Here is a 17,804-nt window from a genome sequence, read left to right as displayed (position 1 = left end):
TTGTGCGTTGTCACGCTCCGGTCAATGCCAGCCCGATCGATGTCAGCAGCATGTTCACCAGGAACAGCGCCACGAACGCGAACACCACCGTCTCGTTGACGGCCTGTCCGACACTCTTCGGCCCGCCGGTGACGGCGAGCCCGCGGTAGCAGGCGATCAAGCCCGCGACCGCACCGAACACGGCGGCCTTCGCCTCCGACAGCAGCAGTTCCGGCAGTCCCACGAGCAGGGTCAATCCCTGCACGTAGGCGCCGGGGTTCACGTCCTGCAGGTACACGGAGAAGACGAATCCGCCGACCAGGCCGATCGCGCACACCGCGCCGTTGAGCAGGGTGGCGATCACCGTCGCGGCGAGCACCCGGGGAAGCACCAGCCGGTGCACGGGGTCGATGCCGAGCACCTCCATCGCGTCGATCTCCTCGCGGATCGCCCGCGATCCCAGGTCGGCGGTGATCGCCGTCGCGGCGGCACCCGCGACCACGAGAACCGTGACCAGCGGACCGATCTGGGTGATCGTGCCGAGCCCGGCGCCGGCGCCGGACAGGTCGCTCGCCCCGATCTCGGTGAGCAACGAGTTCAGGGTGAACACCACCAGCACCGTGAACGGGATCGACATCACGATCGTCGGCAGCAGCGCCACCCGGATCACGGCCCAGCACTGGTCGAGGAATTCGCGCCACTGGAACGGTGTGCGCCACAGGGCCGCCGCCGTGTCCACGGTCAGCGCGTAGAACTCGCCGAGCGCGGAGACAGCGGCCGCTCCGGGACGGGTGGTCACGCGCACCTCATGTGACCACCCGGTACCGCAGCATCATTTCGTGGTCCTCGTGATCGAGGATGTGGCAGTGCCACATGTAGCCCTGCAGATCACCGCCCGCGGGGTGGGAGGCGTGGTCCGCGTGCTCGGTGGTGGCGTTCTCGGTGTCGGCCACGGGATCGCCGTGCCCGGTTCCGTGATCGATCCCGTTGTGGATCGGCGTCCAGGACCCCTGCATCGTCGGCGCAGGCGCCGACGGTGCAGGGAAGGAGGCGTCCGGGTCGAAGCCCAGCTCGTCGGCCGTCGGGAAACGCACCAGGATCCGGGTGACGGTCCCGCGGTCGACCCGCACCGTGTCCTTCCATCCCGCCTCCCACGGCGCGGGTGGCAGCATCGGTCCCGCGAGGTACGGCTCCGGGTCGGGTGTCCAGCGGATTCCCAACGGCGGCTGGAGATTCGTCGCCTGCAGTTCCACGGTGCGCAGCGGCGCGCGGCCGAGGATGCGGAACATCACCAGGTGCAGGTGGATCGGGTGGGGGTCGTCGGTGACGTTGACGATGTTCCACTGCTCAACCGTGCCTGCGCGGGGCATCTCGATGTCGGGATCTGTGTAGCGAAGGTTGTTCAATGCCATATACGCCGGAGGAATCCGCAAGGCGTACGGCTGGCTGACCGAGACGTTCCGGATCACGGACGGTGTCGGCAGCGGTGGCAGCGGATCGGGTGTGCGTCCTCCCGCCCGCAGCGTGGCCGGGACGGGTCCGCGGAACCCGCGCTCCGAACCGACGGTGAAGCGGCAGAACAGCGGCATCGCGACCTCGCCGAGCATCGCCGCCTGGAATGGGGGTGCCTCGTCGTTGCAGAGGTGCACCGAACCGCCCGCGTCGAAATCGGAGAAGTCGACCAGCAGGTCGTAGCGCTCGCCCGGCGACATGCGGATCGACGTCGTGGGGACCGGTGCGTCGAGCAGACCGCCGTCGTTGCCGATGACCCAGAACCGCATGTGGTTGTCGAAATGCAGGTTCCACACGCTGTACGACGAGCCGTTGATCGCCCGAAACCGGTACAGCCCGCGCGCCACCGGAATGTCCGGCCACACCGCCCCGTTCACCAGGCCGAGATCTCCGACGGCACCGCCCTCCCACGAACCGGAGGGGACGACGGGCGTCGACCGCAGGCTCAGGCCGCCGTCGGCACGGAGAATCCGCTCCTGCAGGATCAGCGGCATCTCGAACTCGCCGGCGGGTAGGCCCAGGGGATTGTCGGCGGTTCCGGTGTCGAAGCGGTCGCGCAGGAAATAGGTGCCGGCGAGACCGGCGTACACGTTGGCGCGGGTGATGCCCATGGCGTGATCGTGATACCAGAGGTGCGCGGCCTCTTGGTGATTCGGAAACCGGTGCGTCAGCGTGGTGCCCGGATGGATCAGTTGCTCGGCGTGGCCGTCGCTGTCGGGTGGCGTCTCGCCGCCGTGCAGGTGCAGCACGATCGGCGGGGACGACCGGTAGCTGTGCGAGACGCCGTGCAGGCTGAGGTCGAGGTCCGCGGCGAGCGGATGGCCCTGAATCTCGTTGGTCACCTCCATCACGACGGGTTGGTCGACGTGCGCCTCGATCGTCGGGCCGAGGTACGAGACGGCGGTGTCGTCGACCCGGTAGGCGAGTGTCGAGGCCGGGCCGTGGTCGGGGTGGAACCGATGGGAGGCGTTGACCGCGGCGACTCGGAGCCTCGAACCGGACACCGTCGGCAATGGTTCGAGGCCGGCACGGAACGGTGTCGTCGGCGGTGAATGGAAAAGCAGGGGGCTCGTGAACCCGCCGGCCTGGGCGCTCCCCGTCGCGACCGGACGTGCCACGCCGAGCCCGAACGCGACCCCGCCGACTCCGAGTGCGCGCAACACACTTCGGCGTCCAATTGCCCGTCCCTGCACGGTGACACCCCTTGTCGAGACTCTCGGTTCCCTCGGACCGAGGACCATACCGCACTGTATGGTATGGACCGGGGTTTGTGTGGAGATTCGCCGCACACGTGCGCGGTGTGCCGGGATTGCCCACCGAACGGTTCGTGAACGGGCCGCGGGCGCCGTAGCTTGGAATGGCAGTGCGGCATTCGAAGAGAGGCGAGATGGTGGCGAAACAGGGCGTGGCGGGTGCGAAGAAGCCGGCCCGCGCCGCCGGTGGCAAGGCCAGGCTGTCCGTCGACGACTGGATCGAGGCAGCCCTCGACCTACTGGTCCGGGAAGGCGTCGCCGGGGTGAAGATCACCCGGCTGTGCGAGGAGCTCGGCGTCACCAAGGGCAGCTTCTACTGGCACTTCACCGACATCGACCACCTGATGAAGGCGGTGGCCGACCGGTGGTGCGAGATCCAGAACGAGACACTGCAGGCGCTCAAGGAGACGACGTCGATCCCCGGCGACCAACGACTCGAGGCGATGGCCGCGCAATTGACCTCGCAGCGCGGCTGGGCGGTCGAAGTCGCGGTCCGGGACTGGGCGCGCAGCGACGCACAGGTCGCCGATTCCGTTGCCCGACTGGACAACCAGGTGTTCGCCGTCGTCCAGAGCGCTCTCCTCGACCTGGGATTCGACGCGGAGGAGGCCCGGCTGCGCAGTGGGGTGCTGGTCTACGCGGGTGTCGGATTCCTGCACGCGCGCGACCACCTGCCCGAGCCGACGGTGGACGAGCTGCGGCGCATCTTCGCGCTCCTCACCGCCCGAGACTGACGACCTCGACCGGCTGAGGGGCCTGTCGCAACCCGATCGCGCCCGGCTATTGTCGTCGGTGCAGTCGGTTCGCCGCGTCCCGGTCATGAGGAGCCCCTAAGCACGGAGCGCGGCGTCGAATCCCGGTCGAGCACGCTCGGTCGGGGTGAGAGGGAACCCGGTGAGAATCCGGGACTGTCCCGCAGCGGTATGCAGGAACGACCGCCGTCATCAGCACTGGGCATCCCGCCCGGGAAGCGACGGCCAGTAGGTCGGGTCGAGTACGACCCGGTGCCCGCGAGTCCGAAGACCTGCCCTCTGCGCCGGGCACGCCGTGCCCGGCGGTTCGCCGCCTCGTGGATCGGGCGGGTGGGCCTGCATGCGGCACAGTGCCGTCCCCGTCGTGGGCGGTATCGGCTGCTGCCCGACCTCGGGCGGCAGGTGGGCTTCGTCAGGTGTACCCGTCTCTCGGCGGCGGCCACACCTACGCACGCCATGGAGCACTTTCGTGACCGCAACACCTGACGATCAGCCTCGTTTCACCGCGACGGTGCTGGGATCGCCGCGGATCGGGCCGCGCCGCGAACTCAAACGCGCAGTCGAGTCCTACTGGGCCGGACGAATCGACCGCGCCGCACTGGACGACGTGGCCCGGACGCTGCGCGCCCAGACGTGGGCGCAGCTGCAGGACGCCGGGTTGGACTCGGTTCCGGTGGGTACGTTCTCCTACTACGACCAGGTCCTGGACACCGCCGCGATGCTCGGTGCCCTGCCCGCTCGGGTACAGGGGATCTCGGACCCGCTCGACCGCTACTTCGCCGCGGCCCGCGGCACCGCGGACGTCGCGCCGCTCGAGATGACCAAGTGGTTCGACACCAACTACCACTATCTGGTCCCCGAAATCGGGCCCGGGACGACCTTCGCGCTGGACCCGGGCAAGGTGCTCGGCGAGCTGGAAGAGGCCCTGGCGCAGGGTGTCCCGGCGCGGCCCGTCGTCATCGGACCCGTCACCTTCCTGCTGCTGTCGAAGGGTGTCGACGGTGCCGACGAGCTGCTCGGCCGGATCGACGAGCTGGTTCCGCTGTACCAGGACCTGCTGGGGCAGCTGTCCCGGGCGGGCGCGACCTGGGTGCAGATCGACGAACCTGCCCTCGTCACCGACCGCACCGATGCCGAGATCGAGACGGCCCGCCGGGTCTACGAGCAGCTGTCCGCGTCCGCGGAGCGACCGGCGATCCTCGTCGCCTCCTACTTCGGGGACCTCGGTCCGGCGCTACCCGCGCTGGCGAGCACCGCCGTCGAGGCGATCGCCGTCGACCTCGTCGCGGGCAACCCCGACGCCGGCGCGTGGTCGGTGCCCGCGCTGGCGGACAAGCTGGTGGTCGCCGGCATCGTCGACGGGCGCAACGTCTGGCGCACCGACCTCGACCGCGCCCTGGCCTCCCTCGGTGCACTCCTCGGGTCGGCCGGCGCGCTTGCGGTGTCGACCTCGTGCTCGCTGCTGCACGTGCCATACGGACTCGACGCGGAATCGAACCTCGACGAGGCCCTGCGCTCGTGGCTGGCGTTCGGAACGGAGAAGATCTCGGAGGTCGCGACCCTCGCGACCTCCCTGGCCCAGGGCCGCGACGCGGTGGCCGCGGCGTTCGAGGCGTCCGAGGCCGCTGTCGCATCGCGGACGAGCGACCCGCGTCTGCGCAACGACGAGATCCGGCGCCGGCTCGACGAGATCGCCGGCGAGGCCGGTCGTGCATCTGCCCCTCAACGTCGGGAACTGCAGTCGCAGCGGCTGGGTCTGCCGCTGCTGCCGACCACCACGATCGGCTCGTACCCGCAGACCTCGCGTATCCGGGTCGCTCGTGCGGAGCTGCGCTCGGGCACGATCGACCAGGCCGAGTACGTTGCGCGGATGCGCGCCGAGATCGCGGACGTCATTGCGCTGCAGGAGAAGCTGGGCCTGGACGTGCTGGTGCACGGCGAGTCGGAGCGCAACGACATGGTGCAGTACTTCGCCGAGCAGCTCGACGGTTTCGCGGCCACCGAGTTCGGGTGGGTGCAGTCCTACGGCTCCCGATGCGTGCGTCCGCCGATCCTCTTCGGTGACATCTCCCGCCCGCGTCCGATGACCGTCGACTGGACCGGATACGCGCAGTCGCTCACCGACAAACGGGTCAAGGGCATGCTCACCGGTCCGGTCACGATCCTCGCGTGGTCGTTCGTTCGGGACGACCAGCCGCTGGCGGACAGTGCGCGTCAGATCGCGCTCGCCATCCGCGACGAGGCGGTCGATCTCGAAGCGGCCGGGGCGGTGATCGTACAGATCGACGAGCCCGCGCTGCGGGAGCTCCTGCCTCTGCGGATCGCCGACCAGCGTGCGTACCTGGACTGGTCGGTGGGGGCATTCCGGCTGGCGAGCTCGGGAGTGGCCGATCACACCCAGATACACACCCATCTGTGCTACTCGGAGTTCGGTGAGGTCATCGACGCGATCGCGGGCCTGGATGCGGACGTCACCTCGATCGAGGCGGCCCGCTCGCACATGGAGGTGCTCGGCGACCTCAACGCGGTCGGGTTCGACCTGGGCGTCGGTCCCGGTGTCTACGACATCCACTCGCCGCGGGTCCCGTCCGCCGACGAGATCGCGGAATCCCTGCGCGAGGCGCTGAAATCCGTTCCGGCCGAGCGTCTGTGGGTCAATCCGGACTGCGGCCTCAAGACCCGCGGGCCCGTGGAGGTGGAGGCGTCGCTGCGCAACATGGTCGAGGCGACCGTCGCCGTCCGCAGCGAACTCTAGGCGCCTGCGGCACCTGTGCGCGAGTTTGGCAGCGGGAGTTACTGTTCAGTCCGGGTTGATGTGAGACACGAGATGTCTACCCAGATGTGAGACACGGTGCTGTGGTCGTAGGTGTGGACACCGAGACCGGTTACGGACATGTCCGTGACCAGATCGGATGCCCGCATGAAGCTGCTCGATGCTGCGTTGAGGTTGGCAATCACCGAGGGAGCCGACGTGTTCGGCGGCGACTTCCAGGCATGGTGCGCGGCGAACGGCATCGCCCGCGCCACCGCGTACCGGCACAGGAAACGGATCGAGGAGGAGGGTCGGTGGACCCCACGGTCACACCGGCCCTCCTCCTGCCCGCACCGCACCCCGTTCTGGGTGGAGGTCGAGGTCGTCCGCGCGCGCCTGCACCTGGGCCGCGACAACGGCGCCGACTCCATTCGATACCACCTGGAAACGGTGGCCCGGGAACAGGACTGGAAGTCTGAGGGGTGGACGATTCCGTCCCGCGCGACGATCAACAACATCCTGCGCCGTCACGGGCTGGTGGTCGCCGAGCCACGCAAACGCCCGAAGTCCTCGTACCGACGATTCGCCTACGCGCGGCCGCGGGACTGCTATCAGATCGACGCCACCCAGGTCGCTCTCGCGATCGGGGGTAAGGCGGTGGTCTTCGAGGTCCTCGACGACTGCACCCGCACCCTCGTCGCGTCGGTGGCCGCCGACGCGGAAACCGCGGCCGGTGCCATCGCCGCGATCGAGGCCGCGTTCACCGAGTTCGGGGTGCCCGCGATCGTGCTCTCGGACAACGGGGCCGCGTTCACCTCCCGGCTCCGCGCGGGAGGGGTGTCCCGGTTCACCCGACACGTCACCACCGCTGGTGCCCGGTTGATCCACTCGAGCCCGTATCACCCGCAGACGTGCGGCAAGGTCGAACGTCACCACCGCACCTTCAAGCAGTGGCTCGGTGACCAGCCGCCCCCGGCGACCGTGACGGCGCTGCAGGTCCTGTGCGACGCCTACCGCGCGTTCTACAACATCGAGCGTCGTCACAGCGCTTGGAACATGCCACCGCGGCGGGCCTGGGACACCGCCCCCGCCCTCGGTGGTCCCGACCGGCTCCCGGCCCAGCAGGACGCCACCATCGCCTCCCTGACGGTTGCCGCCACCGGGGTGATCAACGTCGGCGGCGCCGACATCAGCGTCGGCCGGCCACGCGCCGGCCAGAAGGTCACCGTCCTACGGGACGGTGACCACGTCACCGCCTACGACCAGAACGGAGCCGTCCTCGGCCACCTCCACCTGGATATGACCAGGCGATACCAAGGACGACTCCGCCCTGCCGCCTAAACTCGTGTCTCACATCTACGTAGACACCCGTGTCTCACATCTACGTAGACAGCACAGCAGCGGGAGTTACCGCACTCGCGCACAGGTGCCGAGCGCCTACGGGTAGGGCAGCCGGCTGCTGAGGTTCACGTCCACCCGGGTCGACCGGCCGATCTGCGGGAACGCACGCTGCGCGCAGTCCGTTCGCTCGCAGATCTTGCAGCCGGCGCCGATCGGCACCGGGGACATTCGGTCGTCCAGTCGCAGGCCGCGCGAGTAGACGAGCCGCGCGGCATGGGTGATGTCGCAGCCCAGACCGACGGCGAAGCTGCGCTGCGGCGTTCCGTACGGCCCGGCACCGTCGTCCGTCGTGCGCGCGATCCACAGGTATGTGCGACCGTCGGGCATCTGCGCCACCTGGGTGACGATGCGCCCCGGTGTGCCGAATGCGTCGTGCACCACCCACAGGGGGCAGCTCCCGCCGACGCGTGAGAAATGGAAGGCCGTGGCGGACTGTCGTTTCGAGATGTTTCCGGCTCGGTCGGTCCGGACGAAGAAGAACGGCACTCCGCGCCTGGTCGGGCGCTGCATCGTCGACAGCCGGTGGCAGACCGTCTCGAACCCGACCTCGAATTGCAATGCGAGCATCTCGATGTCGTAGTTCAGTTGCTCGGCCGCGTCGAGAAGCAGGTTGTACGGCAGCAGGAGTGCACCTGCGAAGTAGTTCGCCAGACCGATCCGCGCCAGTTCCCGGGCGTTGTCGCTCAACCCGACCGCCGATGCGACCTGCCGATCGATCTCCGTTGCCTGGGTGAGGAATGCCAGTTGCGTGGCGATCTGAAAGGCCCGCTGGCCCGCAGTGAGGTGGCGGGACAGCGTCAGGATCCGATTGGTCGCGTCGTACAACCGTTTCGGGCCCGGGCGGTCCGGGGGATCGGTGCGCAGCCGCACGACGATGTCGTGTTCCGATTCGAGGAGAGCGGTCAACTGGGTGTCCAGTGAGCCCAGGCGGAGGCCGCTTCCGGCGAACAGGCGCTCGGCGGCGTCGTCGAGTTCGGCGATGTGGTTGTGCCTGTCGTAGAAGAAGTCTCGCACCTCCTCGAACGGCATGGGGAGCGATTGTCCTGCGCCCGACTCGGACGGGGTGGCCAGGTGCGCGCTGTACTGTTCCAGTTGCTCGGTCGCCGCCAGGAGACGACGGTGCACGTTCACCAGCGCCGTGCCGATCTCCGGCATGCGCGCGACGAACTCTTCGACGAGGGTCGGCGTCGGTGGCGTCGTCCCCATCGCCGCGAGGACCTCTTGGAGATCCGCTGCGAGGCGGGCGTCTTCCTCCGCCGCGAAGAACTGGGCGTCCAGGTTGAACGTGGCGTTGAGCTTGAGAAGCACCGCCACCGTCAACGGGCGCTGGTCGTTCTCGATCTGATTCACGTAGCTCGCCGACAGGTCCAGGATCCGGGCGAGTTCGAGTTGGGTGAGGCCGCGTTCCTCCCGCAGTCGGCGCAGGCGCGGGCCGCCGTAGATCTTCTGCATCCTCGTCGCCCCTCGGCCGGTGCCACCTGGTTGTCGATCGTCCACCCAACCACGATCCGGGTGATTCGCACCATTCGCAAACTGAGCGGACACACACCACTCAAATACGCATATTCAGTGTCTTCACCTCGCTGGATCATCTGCATACGCTGCAACTATCGCCGCGTCGCCCGTCGTTATCGAGCGGCACAGATTCATCGGAGGACACACGTTGAAGACCCATTCCGTTCGCACACGCCGATCCGCCGAGGACTTCCCTCGGGACGAGCACCTGGCGTGGAAGGTCGCCGAGGTCGCGACCGACCCGGTGGAGGTCCCGGCCGACACCGCCGAGATGGTGATCAACAGGATCATCGACAACGCGGCCGTCGCGGCGGCATCCTTGACCCGGCGTCCGGTGTCCAATGCCCGGGCCCAGGCGCAGTCGCATCCGTACAGCCGGTCGCCATCGAACGGACGCGGATCGACTGTGTTCGGGATCGGTGGAACGTTCTCGCCGGAGTGGGCGGCATGGGCGAACGGGGTTGCTGTGCGCGAACTCGACTTCCACGACACGTTCCTGGCCGCGGAATACTCGCACCCCGGTGACAACATTCCGCCGATCCTCGCGGTCGCGCAGCACGCCGGCCGCAGCGGCGCCGACCTGATCCGCGGCCTGGCAACGGGATACGAGATCCAGGTGGATCTGGTCCGGGCGATTTGCCTGCACGAGCACAAGATCGACCACGTCGCCCACCTCGGGCCGTCCGCTGCGGCCGGCATCGGCACGCTGCTCGGCCTCGACACCGAGACCGTCTACCAGGCCGTCGGGCAGGCCCTGCACACCACGACCGCGACCCGACAGTCCCGGAAGGGTGAGATCTCCAGCTGGAAGGCGTACGCGCCTGCGTTCGCCGGCAAGATGGCGGTCGAGGCCGTCGATCGCGCGATGCGTGGCGAGGGCGCGCCGTCCCCGATCTGGGAGGGTGAGGACGGCGTCATTGCATGGCTGCTCGGCGGGCCGAAGGCGGAATACGCTGTGCCCCTGCCCGGTCCGGGTGAGGCTAAGCGTGCCATCCTCGACACCTACACCAAGGAGCACTCGGCCGAGTACCAGAGCCAGGCGCCGATCGACCTCGCCCGTCGGATGCGCGAGCGGATCGGGGACCTGGACCAGATCGCGTCGATCGTGCTGCACACCAGCCATCACACCCACTATGTGATCGGCACCGGATCGAACGATCCGCAGAAGTTCGATCCGTCCGCCAGCCGCGAGACGCTCGACCACTCGGTGATGTACACCTTCGCCGTTGCGCTGCAGGACGGGACGTGGCACCACGAGCTGTCCTACGCACCGGAGCGGGCGCAGCGCCCCGACACCATCGAGCTGTGGAAGAAGATCTCCACCGCAGAGGACCCGGAGTGGACCCGTCGCTACCACTCGACCGACCCCGACGAGAAGGCGTTCGGCGCCCGCGCCGAGGTCACCCTCAAGAGCGGCGAGGTGATCGTCGACGAGCTGGCGATCGCCGACGCGCATCCGCTCGGCGCCCGGCCCTTTGCACGGGACCAGTACATCGCGAAGTTCCGCACGCTCGCCGAGGGTGTCGTCGCCCCGGCGGAGCAGGACCGCTTCCTCGACGCCGCCCAGCGCACCGCCGACCTCGGCGCAGGCGAGCTGAACGAGCTCACCTTCACCGTCACCGACGAGGTGCTCGCCCGCGCCCCGAAGTCGCCGAAGGGACTGTTCTGAGATGACCGGACTCATCGCCGCCGCGACGTCCGCGGCCGACAAGCGTGTCGCACTCCGGGCGAGCTTGACCTCGACCGGGATCACGCGCCTCCCCGGTGCCATCAACCCGTTGACCGCCAAGCTGATCCAGGAGATCGGCTTCGAGGGCGTGTATGTCTCGGGTGGCGCCTTCTCCGCCGGACTCGGCCTGCCCGACATCGGGCTGACCACCCTCACCGAGGTCGTCTCGCACAGTCAGCAGATCGCCCGCGTGACCGACCTGCCCGTGCTGATCGATGCGGACACCGGTTTCGGTGAACCGATGTCGGCGGCGCGCACCGTCCTCGTTGCCGAGGATGCCGGCATCGCCGGCCTGCACCTCGAGGATCAGGTGAACCCGAAGCGGTGTGGGCACCTGGACGGCAAGGCAATCGTGCCGACGGACGAGATGGTCCGCCGCCTCCGTGCTGCCGTTTCGGCCCGCCGCGATCCGAGCTTCGTGATCTGCGCCCGCACGGACGCGGCGGGGATCGACGGGATCGACGCGGCGATCGAGCGCGCCAAGGCCTACGCCGACGCCGGGGCCGACCTGATCTTCACCGAGGCCCTGCACACCGAGGCCGACTTCGCGAAGTTCCGGGCCGCCGTCGATATCCCGCTACTTGCGAACATGACCGAGTTCGGCAAGTCGCAGCTGATCCCGGCGCAGACCCTGGAGAGCATCGGCTACAACGCCGTGATCTATCCGGTCACCACGCTGAGGCTGGCGATGGGCGCGATCGAGGTCGGCCTGCGCGAGATCCACTCGACGGGAACTCAGGAGGGATTGCTCGACCAGATGCAGACCCGCTCCCGCCTGTACGAGGTGCTCGAGTACCAGCGCTACAACGAGTTCGACTCCGGAGTCTTCAACTTCACCCTCTCGAGGAGCCAGTGATGACCGAAACCGCTGTCCCCACCATCTACAAGGGCCTGGCCGGCGTCGTCGTCGACACCACCGCGATCTCCAAGGTGGTGCCCGAGACGAACTCGCTGACCTACCGCGGCTACGCGGTACAGGACCTCGCGGCGCACTGCAGCTTCGAGCAGGTTGCCTACTTGCTGTGGAACGGCGAGCTACCCACCGACGCGCAGCTCGAACTGTTCTGCCAGCGTGAGCGCGCGAGCCGTCGTGCCGACCGTTCCTTGCTGGCGCTGGTCGCGAAGATGCCCGACAACTGTCATCCGATGGACGTGGTCCGCACCGCGATCAGCTACCTCGGTGCCGAGGACCCGGAGGAGTGGGACAACGATCCGAAGGCCAATCGCGAGAAGGCGCTTCGCATGATGGCTGTGCTGCCCACCATCGTCGCGGCCGATCATCGCCGGCGCCACGGTCTCGACCCGGTCGCACCGCACAGCCATCTCGGATTCGCCGAGAACTTCCTCAACATGTGCTTCGGGAGGGTTCCGGACCAGGAGATCGTGAGGGCGTTCGAGGTCTCGCTGATTCTGTACGCGGAGCACAGCTTCAACGCCTCCACCTTCGCGGCGCGGGTCGTCACCTCGACCCTTTCGGACATCTACAGTGCCGTCACCGCCGCCATCGGCACCCTCAAGGGGCCACTGCACGGCGGTGCGAACGAGGCCGTCATGCACGACATGCTCGATATCGGCGAGCCCGAGCTGGCCGAGGAGTGGATGCGGGGCAAGCTGGCCCGCAAGGAAAAGGTGATGGGCTTCGGTCACCGGGTCTACAAGAACGGTGATTCCCGGGTGCCGACGATGAAGAAGGCCTTCCTCGACGTCGCTGCTCACACCGGTGGCGAGAAGTGGGTGCAGATCTACGAGATCCTCGAGCGGACCATGAACGAGGCCACGGGAATCAAGCCGAACCTCGATTTCCCGACCGGCCCTGCTTACTACCTGATGGGCTTCGACATCGAGGTGTTCACGCCCATCTTCGTGATGAGCCGCATCACCGGATGGACGGCGCACATCATCGAACAGGGTGAATCCAACGCCCTGATCCGACCGCTGAGCGAATACACCGGCGTGCCCCAGCGCTCGGTGGTTGCCTGACCGCCGAGCGCCGTTGGTTGGCCACGAGATCTACTGATACGAGAGTCAAGTGTTACGCCGACGTCGTCGGCGCAATGCCGGCTCGGGCGGCGGCGTACGTCGATTGTCACCTCTGGACTCGGTCCGCACTAACTCTGCGAGACCGCCGCCGCCTGATCGCCCTGGCAGTGTCTCGGTCTGCTCCGAGTATGGCGGTCGCGCGGTTGACGTTGCACGTCCTCCGACGCACGGAGGTCTGTGCCGCCTGGCACTCCCAGGCCGGACGAACAACGGATGAGCTCGCGGACGTACTCCGGGACACTTCGATCCGCGAACACCACCTGGAAGCCGCGCTCGGTGCGAACTGGAGAAGCATCGTGGCCGGTGTCGCCGCGAAGGACTTGGCCGACAGTTGGCGGAACCAAGACCCACGCCCCCACGATGAGAACATCGCGGCGAGTACCGGAGTCCCATCGACACCCTCGCTTGCTAGAGTCGAGCGGCCTGGCGAGGGAATCCGGTGTGAATCCGGAACTGACGCGCAGCGGTGAGGGAGAAATCCCGAGTCCGAATGCTCGCCGGCGCGGCATCCGACGATGCCGGATTGTCTCGGCGGGCCCCGCGAAAGGGCCCTCAACGAAAAGGAAGCCCCAATGGTGCTCCATCTTGCTCGCCGCCTTGCGGTCACAGCATGTTCCGCAGCCCTCCTCGCGGGCTGCAGCAGCCCATCCGATGGTGAAACCGACTCCGTCCGGCCGATCGACGCCGTGGGCGCAACCGCGTACCCGTTGACGATCGACAACTGCGGGGAGCAGGTCGTGTTCGAGGCGCCCCCGAAGCGAGCGGTGTCGCTGTATCAGAGTTCGACGGAAATCCTTCTCTCCCTTGGTCTCGCGGATCGGATGGTCGGCACGTCGACCTGGTTCGACCCGGTTCTGCCCGGTCTCGAGGCCGACAACCAGCGGGTGCCCCGGCTGGCCGACAACGATCCGTCGCTCGAGACGGTGCTGGCCACCGAGCCGGATCTGGTGACCTCGGCCAGCGCGCACACTTTCACATCGGCGGTCGTCGCCGATCGTGCCCGTTTCGCCCAGCTCGGAGTGCCGACCTACCAGTCACCGTCCGTGTGTGTCGATTCCACGGTCAGTGGCGAGACCGTCACCAGGGACGCGCCGCTGGCGATCGACACGCTCTACCGGGAGATCCGCGAGCTGGCCGCCATCTTCGACGTCCGTGATCGCGGAGCGGCGCTGGTGGCGCAACTCGAGGAACGTATGGCTGCCGCGCGCGCGGACGCCGGTGAAGCGACACGGGACGGCACGGGGCCGACCGTCGCGTTCTGGTTCTCGGGTCTCGAGGCGCCCTACATGGCCGGATGCTGCTCCGCCCCGGGACTTCTCGCTGAAGAGACCGGAGCGGTCAACGTGTTCGCCGATGCGCGTGACGACTGGCCCGAGGTGAATTGGGAGACCCTCGCCGACCGGGACCCGGATGTTCTGGTGCTCGGCGACCTCAGCCGCAAGCGGGTCGACGGCGACTCATTGGATACGAAGATCGCCTTCCTGGAATCGAATCCGGTGACGAAGGAGCTGTCTGCCGTGCGCGAACGACGCTACGTCGTGCTCACCGGCTCCGAACTGGACCCCGGAATCCGCGAGGTCGACGCGGTGGAGAAACTTGCTGCGGGGTTGCGTTCGACACGGCAGTGACCGACCCGGACTCCCGTCACGGTGTGGTCGGGACGGGAGTCCGGGTGGCGCGCCGGTAGCTGACCGACGGAACCCCGTCGTCGAGGGTGACGGTGGCCCGGACCCGGTACACGTGCTCGACGAGTTCCTCGGTGACCACCTCGGCGGGTGTGCCCGCAGCGACGACGGACCCGTGGGCCAGCACCACCACCCGGTCGCAGAACATCGCGGCCAGGTTCAGGTCGTGCAGCGCAATGTAACTGGTCATCGGGAGCTCCGAGACCAGCGCGAGGATGTCGAGCTGGTGCGCGATGTCGAGGTGATTCGTCGGCTCGTCGAGCAGGATCTCGTCCGGTTCCTGCGCGAGCGCGCGGGCGATCTGCACGCGCTGGCGTTCGCCGCCGGAGAGGGTGTGCCACCGTCGATGCGCGTGCTCGGTCATACCGGTGTGGGCCAACGCCCACTCGATCGCGGTCGAGTCCGCGGCCTCGTCGCCGCCGAACGCGCCACGGTGCGGGATCCGGCCGAGACGAACGACATCGGCGACGGTGATGTCGACCTCGGTGTCGGCGTGCTGCTCGACGGTGGCGACCCGGCGGGCGATCTGGCGCCGCCGCATCGACCGGATGTCGCTGCCGTCCAGAAGGACCCGGCCGGAGTCGGGTCGGTGGACGCCGGCGAGAACGCCGAGGAGCGAGGACTTCCCGGACCCGTTCGGCCCGAGCAGCCCGATGGTCTCGCCCGGGACGGGTTCGACGGTCACCCCGTCGAGGACCAGATTTCCGCCCCGGCTCCACCCGATGTGCTTGGCGTGCAGAGGCATCAGTGGCACCGTCCTTCGCGTGTCATGAGGTTTTCCGCATCCGGAACAGGATGACCGCGAACGCGGGGACACCGATCAGCGCGGTGACGACACCGACCGGGATCTCCTGCGGTGCGAACAGGGTGCGGGCGACCGCGTCCACCCACACCATGAAGATCGCGCCGATCAGCGCGGTCGCGGGGAGCAGGCGGCTGTGGCGCGGGCCGACGAGGAACCGCGCGGCGTGCGGCAGCACCAGACCGACGAAACCGATCGCACCGGCCGCACTGACGAGCGCCGCGGTGATCAGCGCGGTGACCGTGAGCAGGAGGAGTCGGATCTTGCGCACCGACACCCCCAGCGACATCGCCGCGGAGTTGCCGAAGGTCAGCGCATCCAGAGACGAGGCCACCGCCAGGCAGATCACGATGCCGAGTACCGTCACACCCCCACACAGCAGCACATCGGTCCAGTCCGCCCCACTGAGCGAACCCAACAGCCAGAACAGCACCCCGCGCGTCTGCTCGGCGTCCGCCGAGGACATCACGATGAACGAGGTCAGCGCGGAGAAGAGCTGGGTACCGGCGACACCGGCGAGGATCACTCGCGCCGTGCCACCGCCGGCCCCCGCGGCGAGCGCGATCACCGCGGCGAACGCCACCACAGCGCCTGCGAAGGCACCCATCGACAGCGAGATGGCGCCGCCACCGATGCCGAGCACCGCCACCAGCACCGCACCCGTGGACGCGCCGGAGGAGATGCCGAGGACGAACGGATCGGCGAGTGGATTGCGCAGGAGCGACTGCATGATCGCGCCGCACAGGGCCAGCCCGGCTCCGCACACCGCTGCCAGCAGTGTCCGCGGGAGTCGCAGATCCCAGACGATGCCGTCCTGCAGTCGGCTCAAGCCCGACGAGCCGACACCCAGATGCTCGAGCACCACCGCGTACACGTCCCGCACCGACAGGTTCGCCGGTCCGATCGTGATCGTGACCGCGATCGAGGCGACGAGCAGGATCAGGCCGCCGCCGAGCACCGCGGTGAGGAACGGCCGCGACTCGGTGCGAGGTGACCCGGCCGACGAACCGGGTACGTCGGTGCTCCGTGTGCCGCCGGCCGGAGTCGTCACCACGCGGTTCACTGCCGCGGAGCGGCGAGGTTCCACTGCTCGAGCGCGGTTGCCAGTTTCTCCACACCGTCGACTGTGCGGATGGTCGGGTTCAGGTCGGCGCCATTGACGATGATGTACCGCTTGTCCCGCACCGCGGGCATCTGCGACGTCACCGGATTCGATTCGAGGAAGGCGATCTTGCTGTCCAGCGCGTCGCCGTCGATGCTGCGCCGGCTCAGGTCGGCGAGGACAAGCGCGGTCGGATTGCGGTCCGCGACCGTCTCCCAGCTGACCTGCGGCCATTCGTCGGTGGTGTCGGCGAAGACGTTGGTCGCGCCGACCGAGTTCGCGATGATCCCGGAGGACCCGCAGCAGCCCGCCATGTACGGGGTCTTGGTGTCGGCGAACCAGAACGCCAGAGATACGCCCGACGCGTCGACCGACTCGGCGGCCCGCGTGTACCGCTGCTGCAGCTCGGCGACGAACGCCTCGCCGCGCTCACGGACGTCGAAGATCGCTGCGAGTTCCCGGATCTCCCGGTAGACGCTCTCGAGCGTCAGCGGTTCGGTGCGGGCGCCATCGGCGTTCGATGCCGAGTTCGCGGTGCCGCTGCAGCCGTTGTCGGTGGGGGACAGGTAGGTCGGCACGCCGAGCGATTCGTACTGGTCGCGGCCGGCGTTCCCGCCGTCGCCGATCGACGACGCGAAGGACGCGGTGACGAAGTCCGGGTCGGCGTCCAGGACGACCTCGAGGGACGGCTTCTTGTCCGCGAGCCGCGGCACCGTGGCATTGGCCTCGGCGAGGTTCTCCCGGACCGGGTCGGTCCAGGTGGCGGTGCCGACCATCCGGTCCGCCAGACCGAGGGAGAGCAGGATCTCGGTCGACGCCTGGTTCAGCGAGACCACCCGCTCCGGTGGCGCGTCGACGGTGACGGTGCGGCCGCAGTTCGGGGTCGTCATCGGGTGGACACCGGTGGTGGCGTTCTCGGAGGCAGCCGAGTGGGGAGCGGGGGAGCCGGAACCGGAGCATCCGGTGAGTGCGAGAACCGCGGCGGTGGAGACGGCGGCGTATGCGGAACGAAGGCGCATGGGAGCGGAACTTCCTGGTGCGGGGCCCGGTCGCGGGGCCTGAGTCAACCTGACCCGATCCGGAGAGCATTCGGACTTCGGCCACTCGTGCCGTTACCGTTGCGCGTCAGTCCCGGATTCTCACCGGGTTCCCTCGCCGATCGGGGCCGCGGGGCGGCCGAGGCCACCGTATACCGCGGGTCGCTGCCCGATTTGTCCGGGCAGCCGCTCCGTCATTCCTGCGTGATCTTCACCGGCTGGGTGAGGATCGCGCACAGGCACCG

The 17,804-nt window shown here is 68.3% G+C and carries 13 protein-coding genes and 2 riboswitches; of the genes, 7 read left to right on the top strand and 6 right to left on the bottom strand.

Annotated features, from left to right (window positions below):
* Nucleotides 1–10: 10 nt before the first annotated feature.
* Nucleotides 11–778: an MlaE family ABC transporter permease gene (locus ACWDUM_RS03540; protein ID WP_450132900.1), complete on the bottom strand. Its 768-nt coding sequence runs from the start codon at nt 776–778 to the stop codon at nt 11–13.
* Nucleotides 779–785: 7 nt separating this feature from the next.
* Nucleotides 786–2,732, bottom strand: coding sequence for a multicopper oxidase family protein (locus ACWDUM_RS03535; RefSeq protein ID WP_450132899.1), 1,947 nt, complete (start codon nt 2,730–2,732; stop codon nt 786–788).
* A gap of 146 nt (nt 2,733–2,878) precedes the next feature.
* On the opposite strand from ACWDUM_RS03535, the gene ACWDUM_RS03530 reads away from it, so the two are divergent.
* From ACWDUM_RS03530 to ACWDUM_RS03520, 3 genes are all read left to right on the top strand, one after another.
* Nucleotides 2,879–3,478: a TetR/AcrR family transcriptional regulator gene (locus tag ACWDUM_RS03530; protein ID WP_450132898.1), complete on the top strand. Its 600-nt coding sequence runs from the start codon at nt 2,879–2,881 to the stop codon at nt 3,476–3,478.
* A 120-nt stretch (nt 3,479–3,598) separates the two neighbouring features.
* Nucleotides 3,599–3,771: riboswitch (cobalamin riboswitch) on the top strand.
* A gap of 194 nt (nt 3,772–3,965) precedes the next feature.
* Nucleotides 3,966–6,251: a 5-methyltetrahydropteroyltriglutamate--homocysteine S-methyltransferase gene (metE, locus tag ACWDUM_RS03525; protein WP_450113299.1), complete on the top strand. Its 2,286-nt coding sequence runs from the start codon at nt 3,966–3,968 to the stop codon at nt 6,249–6,251.
* 138 nt (nt 6,252–6,389) lie between these two features.
* Entirely contained in the window at nt 6,390–7,589 is a 1,200-nt protein-coding gene (locus tag ACWDUM_RS03520; RefSeq protein WP_450132897.1) for a DDE-type integrase/transposase/recombinase, read from the top strand.
* A gap of 96 nt (nt 7,590–7,685) precedes the next feature.
* Here ACWDUM_RS03520 and ACWDUM_RS03515 read toward each other — a convergent pair whose 3' ends face one another.
* Nucleotides 7,686–9,101: a short-chain fatty acyl-CoA regulator family protein gene (locus ACWDUM_RS03515; RefSeq protein WP_450113298.1), complete on the bottom strand. Its 1,416-nt coding sequence runs from the start codon at nt 9,099–9,101 to the stop codon at nt 7,686–7,688.
* 211 nt (nt 9,102–9,312) lie between these two features.
* Between ACWDUM_RS03515 and prpD the strand changes: the two genes are divergently transcribed.
* The 4 genes from prpD to ACWDUM_RS03495 all read left to right on the top strand — a co-directional run bounded on the left by prpD (nt 9,313) and on the right by ACWDUM_RS03495 (nt 14,561).
* Nucleotides 9,313–10,833 carry a 2-methylcitrate dehydratase PrpD gene (prpD, locus tag ACWDUM_RS03510; protein WP_450132896.1) on the top strand — a complete coding sequence of 507 codons (1,521 nt, stop codon included), beginning with the start codon at nt 9,313–9,315 and terminating at the stop codon, nt 10,831–10,833.
* 1 nt (nt 10,834) lies between these two features.
* A complete protein-coding gene (gene prpB, locus ACWDUM_RS03505) occupies nt 10,835–11,749 on the top strand; it encodes a methylisocitrate lyase (protein WP_450132895.1) in 915 nt (304 codons plus the stop codon).
* Nucleotides 11,749–12,873: a bifunctional 2-methylcitrate synthase/citrate synthase gene (locus ACWDUM_RS03500; RefSeq protein WP_450132894.1), complete on the top strand. Its 1,125-nt coding sequence runs from the start codon at nt 11,749–11,751 to the stop codon at nt 12,871–12,873. The genes prpB and ACWDUM_RS03500 overlap by 1 nt, the downstream gene beginning before the upstream one ends.
* Before the next feature lie 491 nt (nt 12,874–13,364).
* Nucleotides 13,365–13,427, top strand: a riboswitch (cobalamin riboswitch).
* Nucleotides 13,428–13,505: 78 nt separating this feature from the next.
* Complete coding sequence (locus ACWDUM_RS03495; RefSeq protein ID WP_450132893.1) at nt 13,506–14,561, top strand: ABC transporter substrate-binding protein; 1,056 nt, start codon at nt 13,506–13,508, stop codon at nt 14,559–14,561.
* Between the two features lie 16 nt (nt 14,562–14,577).
* Here the strand turns inward: ACWDUM_RS03495 and ACWDUM_RS03490 are convergent, their stop codons facing one another.
* The 3 genes from ACWDUM_RS03490 to ACWDUM_RS03480 form a co-directional block, all read right to left on the bottom strand.
* Entirely contained in the window at nt 14,578–15,363 is a 786-nt protein-coding gene (locus ACWDUM_RS03490) for an ABC transporter ATP-binding protein (protein WP_450132892.1), read from the bottom strand.
* A 22-nt stretch (nt 15,364–15,385) separates the two neighbouring features.
* Entirely contained in the window at nt 15,386–16,378 is a 993-nt protein-coding gene (locus ACWDUM_RS03485) for a FecCD family ABC transporter permease (RefSeq protein WP_450133319.1), read from the bottom strand.
* 101 nt (nt 16,379–16,479) lie between these two features.
* Nucleotides 16,480–17,541: an ABC transporter substrate-binding protein gene (locus ACWDUM_RS03480; protein WP_450132891.1), complete on the bottom strand. Its 1,062-nt coding sequence runs from the start codon at nt 17,539–17,541 to the stop codon at nt 16,480–16,482.
* Nucleotides 17,542–17,804: the final 263 nt, after the last annotated feature.

The sequence above is a fragment of the Rhodococcus sp. NPDC003322 genome, assembly GCF_053589555.1.
This window is presented reverse-complemented; position numbering and strand designations above follow the sequence as displayed.

Bases quoted from the DNA above. Each gene is read 5' to 3' on its own strand.
- ACWDUM_RS03515 (WP_450113298.1), bottom strand. From the start codon at position 9,101: ATGCAGAAGATCTACGGCGGCCCGCGCCTGCGCCGACTGCGGGAGGAA.
- ACWDUM_RS03530 (WP_450132898.1), top strand. From the start codon at position 2,879: ATGGTGGCGAAACAGGGCGTGGCGGGTGCGAAGAAGCCGGCCCGCGCC.
- ACWDUM_RS03490 (WP_450132892.1), bottom strand. From the start codon at position 15,363: ATGCCTCTGCACGCCAAGCACATCGGGTGGAGCCGGGGCGGAAATCTG.
- ACWDUM_RS03500 (WP_450132894.1), top strand. From the start codon at position 11,749: ATGACCGAAACCGCTGTCCCCACCATCTACAAGGGCCTGGCCGGCGTC.
- prpB (WP_450132895.1), top strand. From the start codon at position 10,835: ATGACCGGACTCATCGCCGCCGCGACGTCCGCGGCCGACAAGCGTGTC.
- ACWDUM_RS03495 (WP_450132893.1), top strand. From the start codon at position 13,506: ATGGTGCTCCATCTTGCTCGCCGCCTTGCGGTCACAGCATGTTCCGCA.
- ACWDUM_RS03520 (WP_450132897.1), top strand. From the start codon at position 6,390: ATGTCCGTGACCAGATCGGATGCCCGCATGAAGCTGCTCGATGCTGCG.
- ACWDUM_RS03480 (WP_450132891.1), bottom strand. From the start codon at position 17,541: ATGCGCCTTCGTTCCGCATACGCCGCCGTCTCCACCGCCGCGGTTCTC.
- ACWDUM_RS03535 (WP_450132899.1), bottom strand. From the start codon at position 2,732: ATGGTCCTCGGTCCGAGGGAACCGAGAGTCTCGACAAGGGGTGTCACC.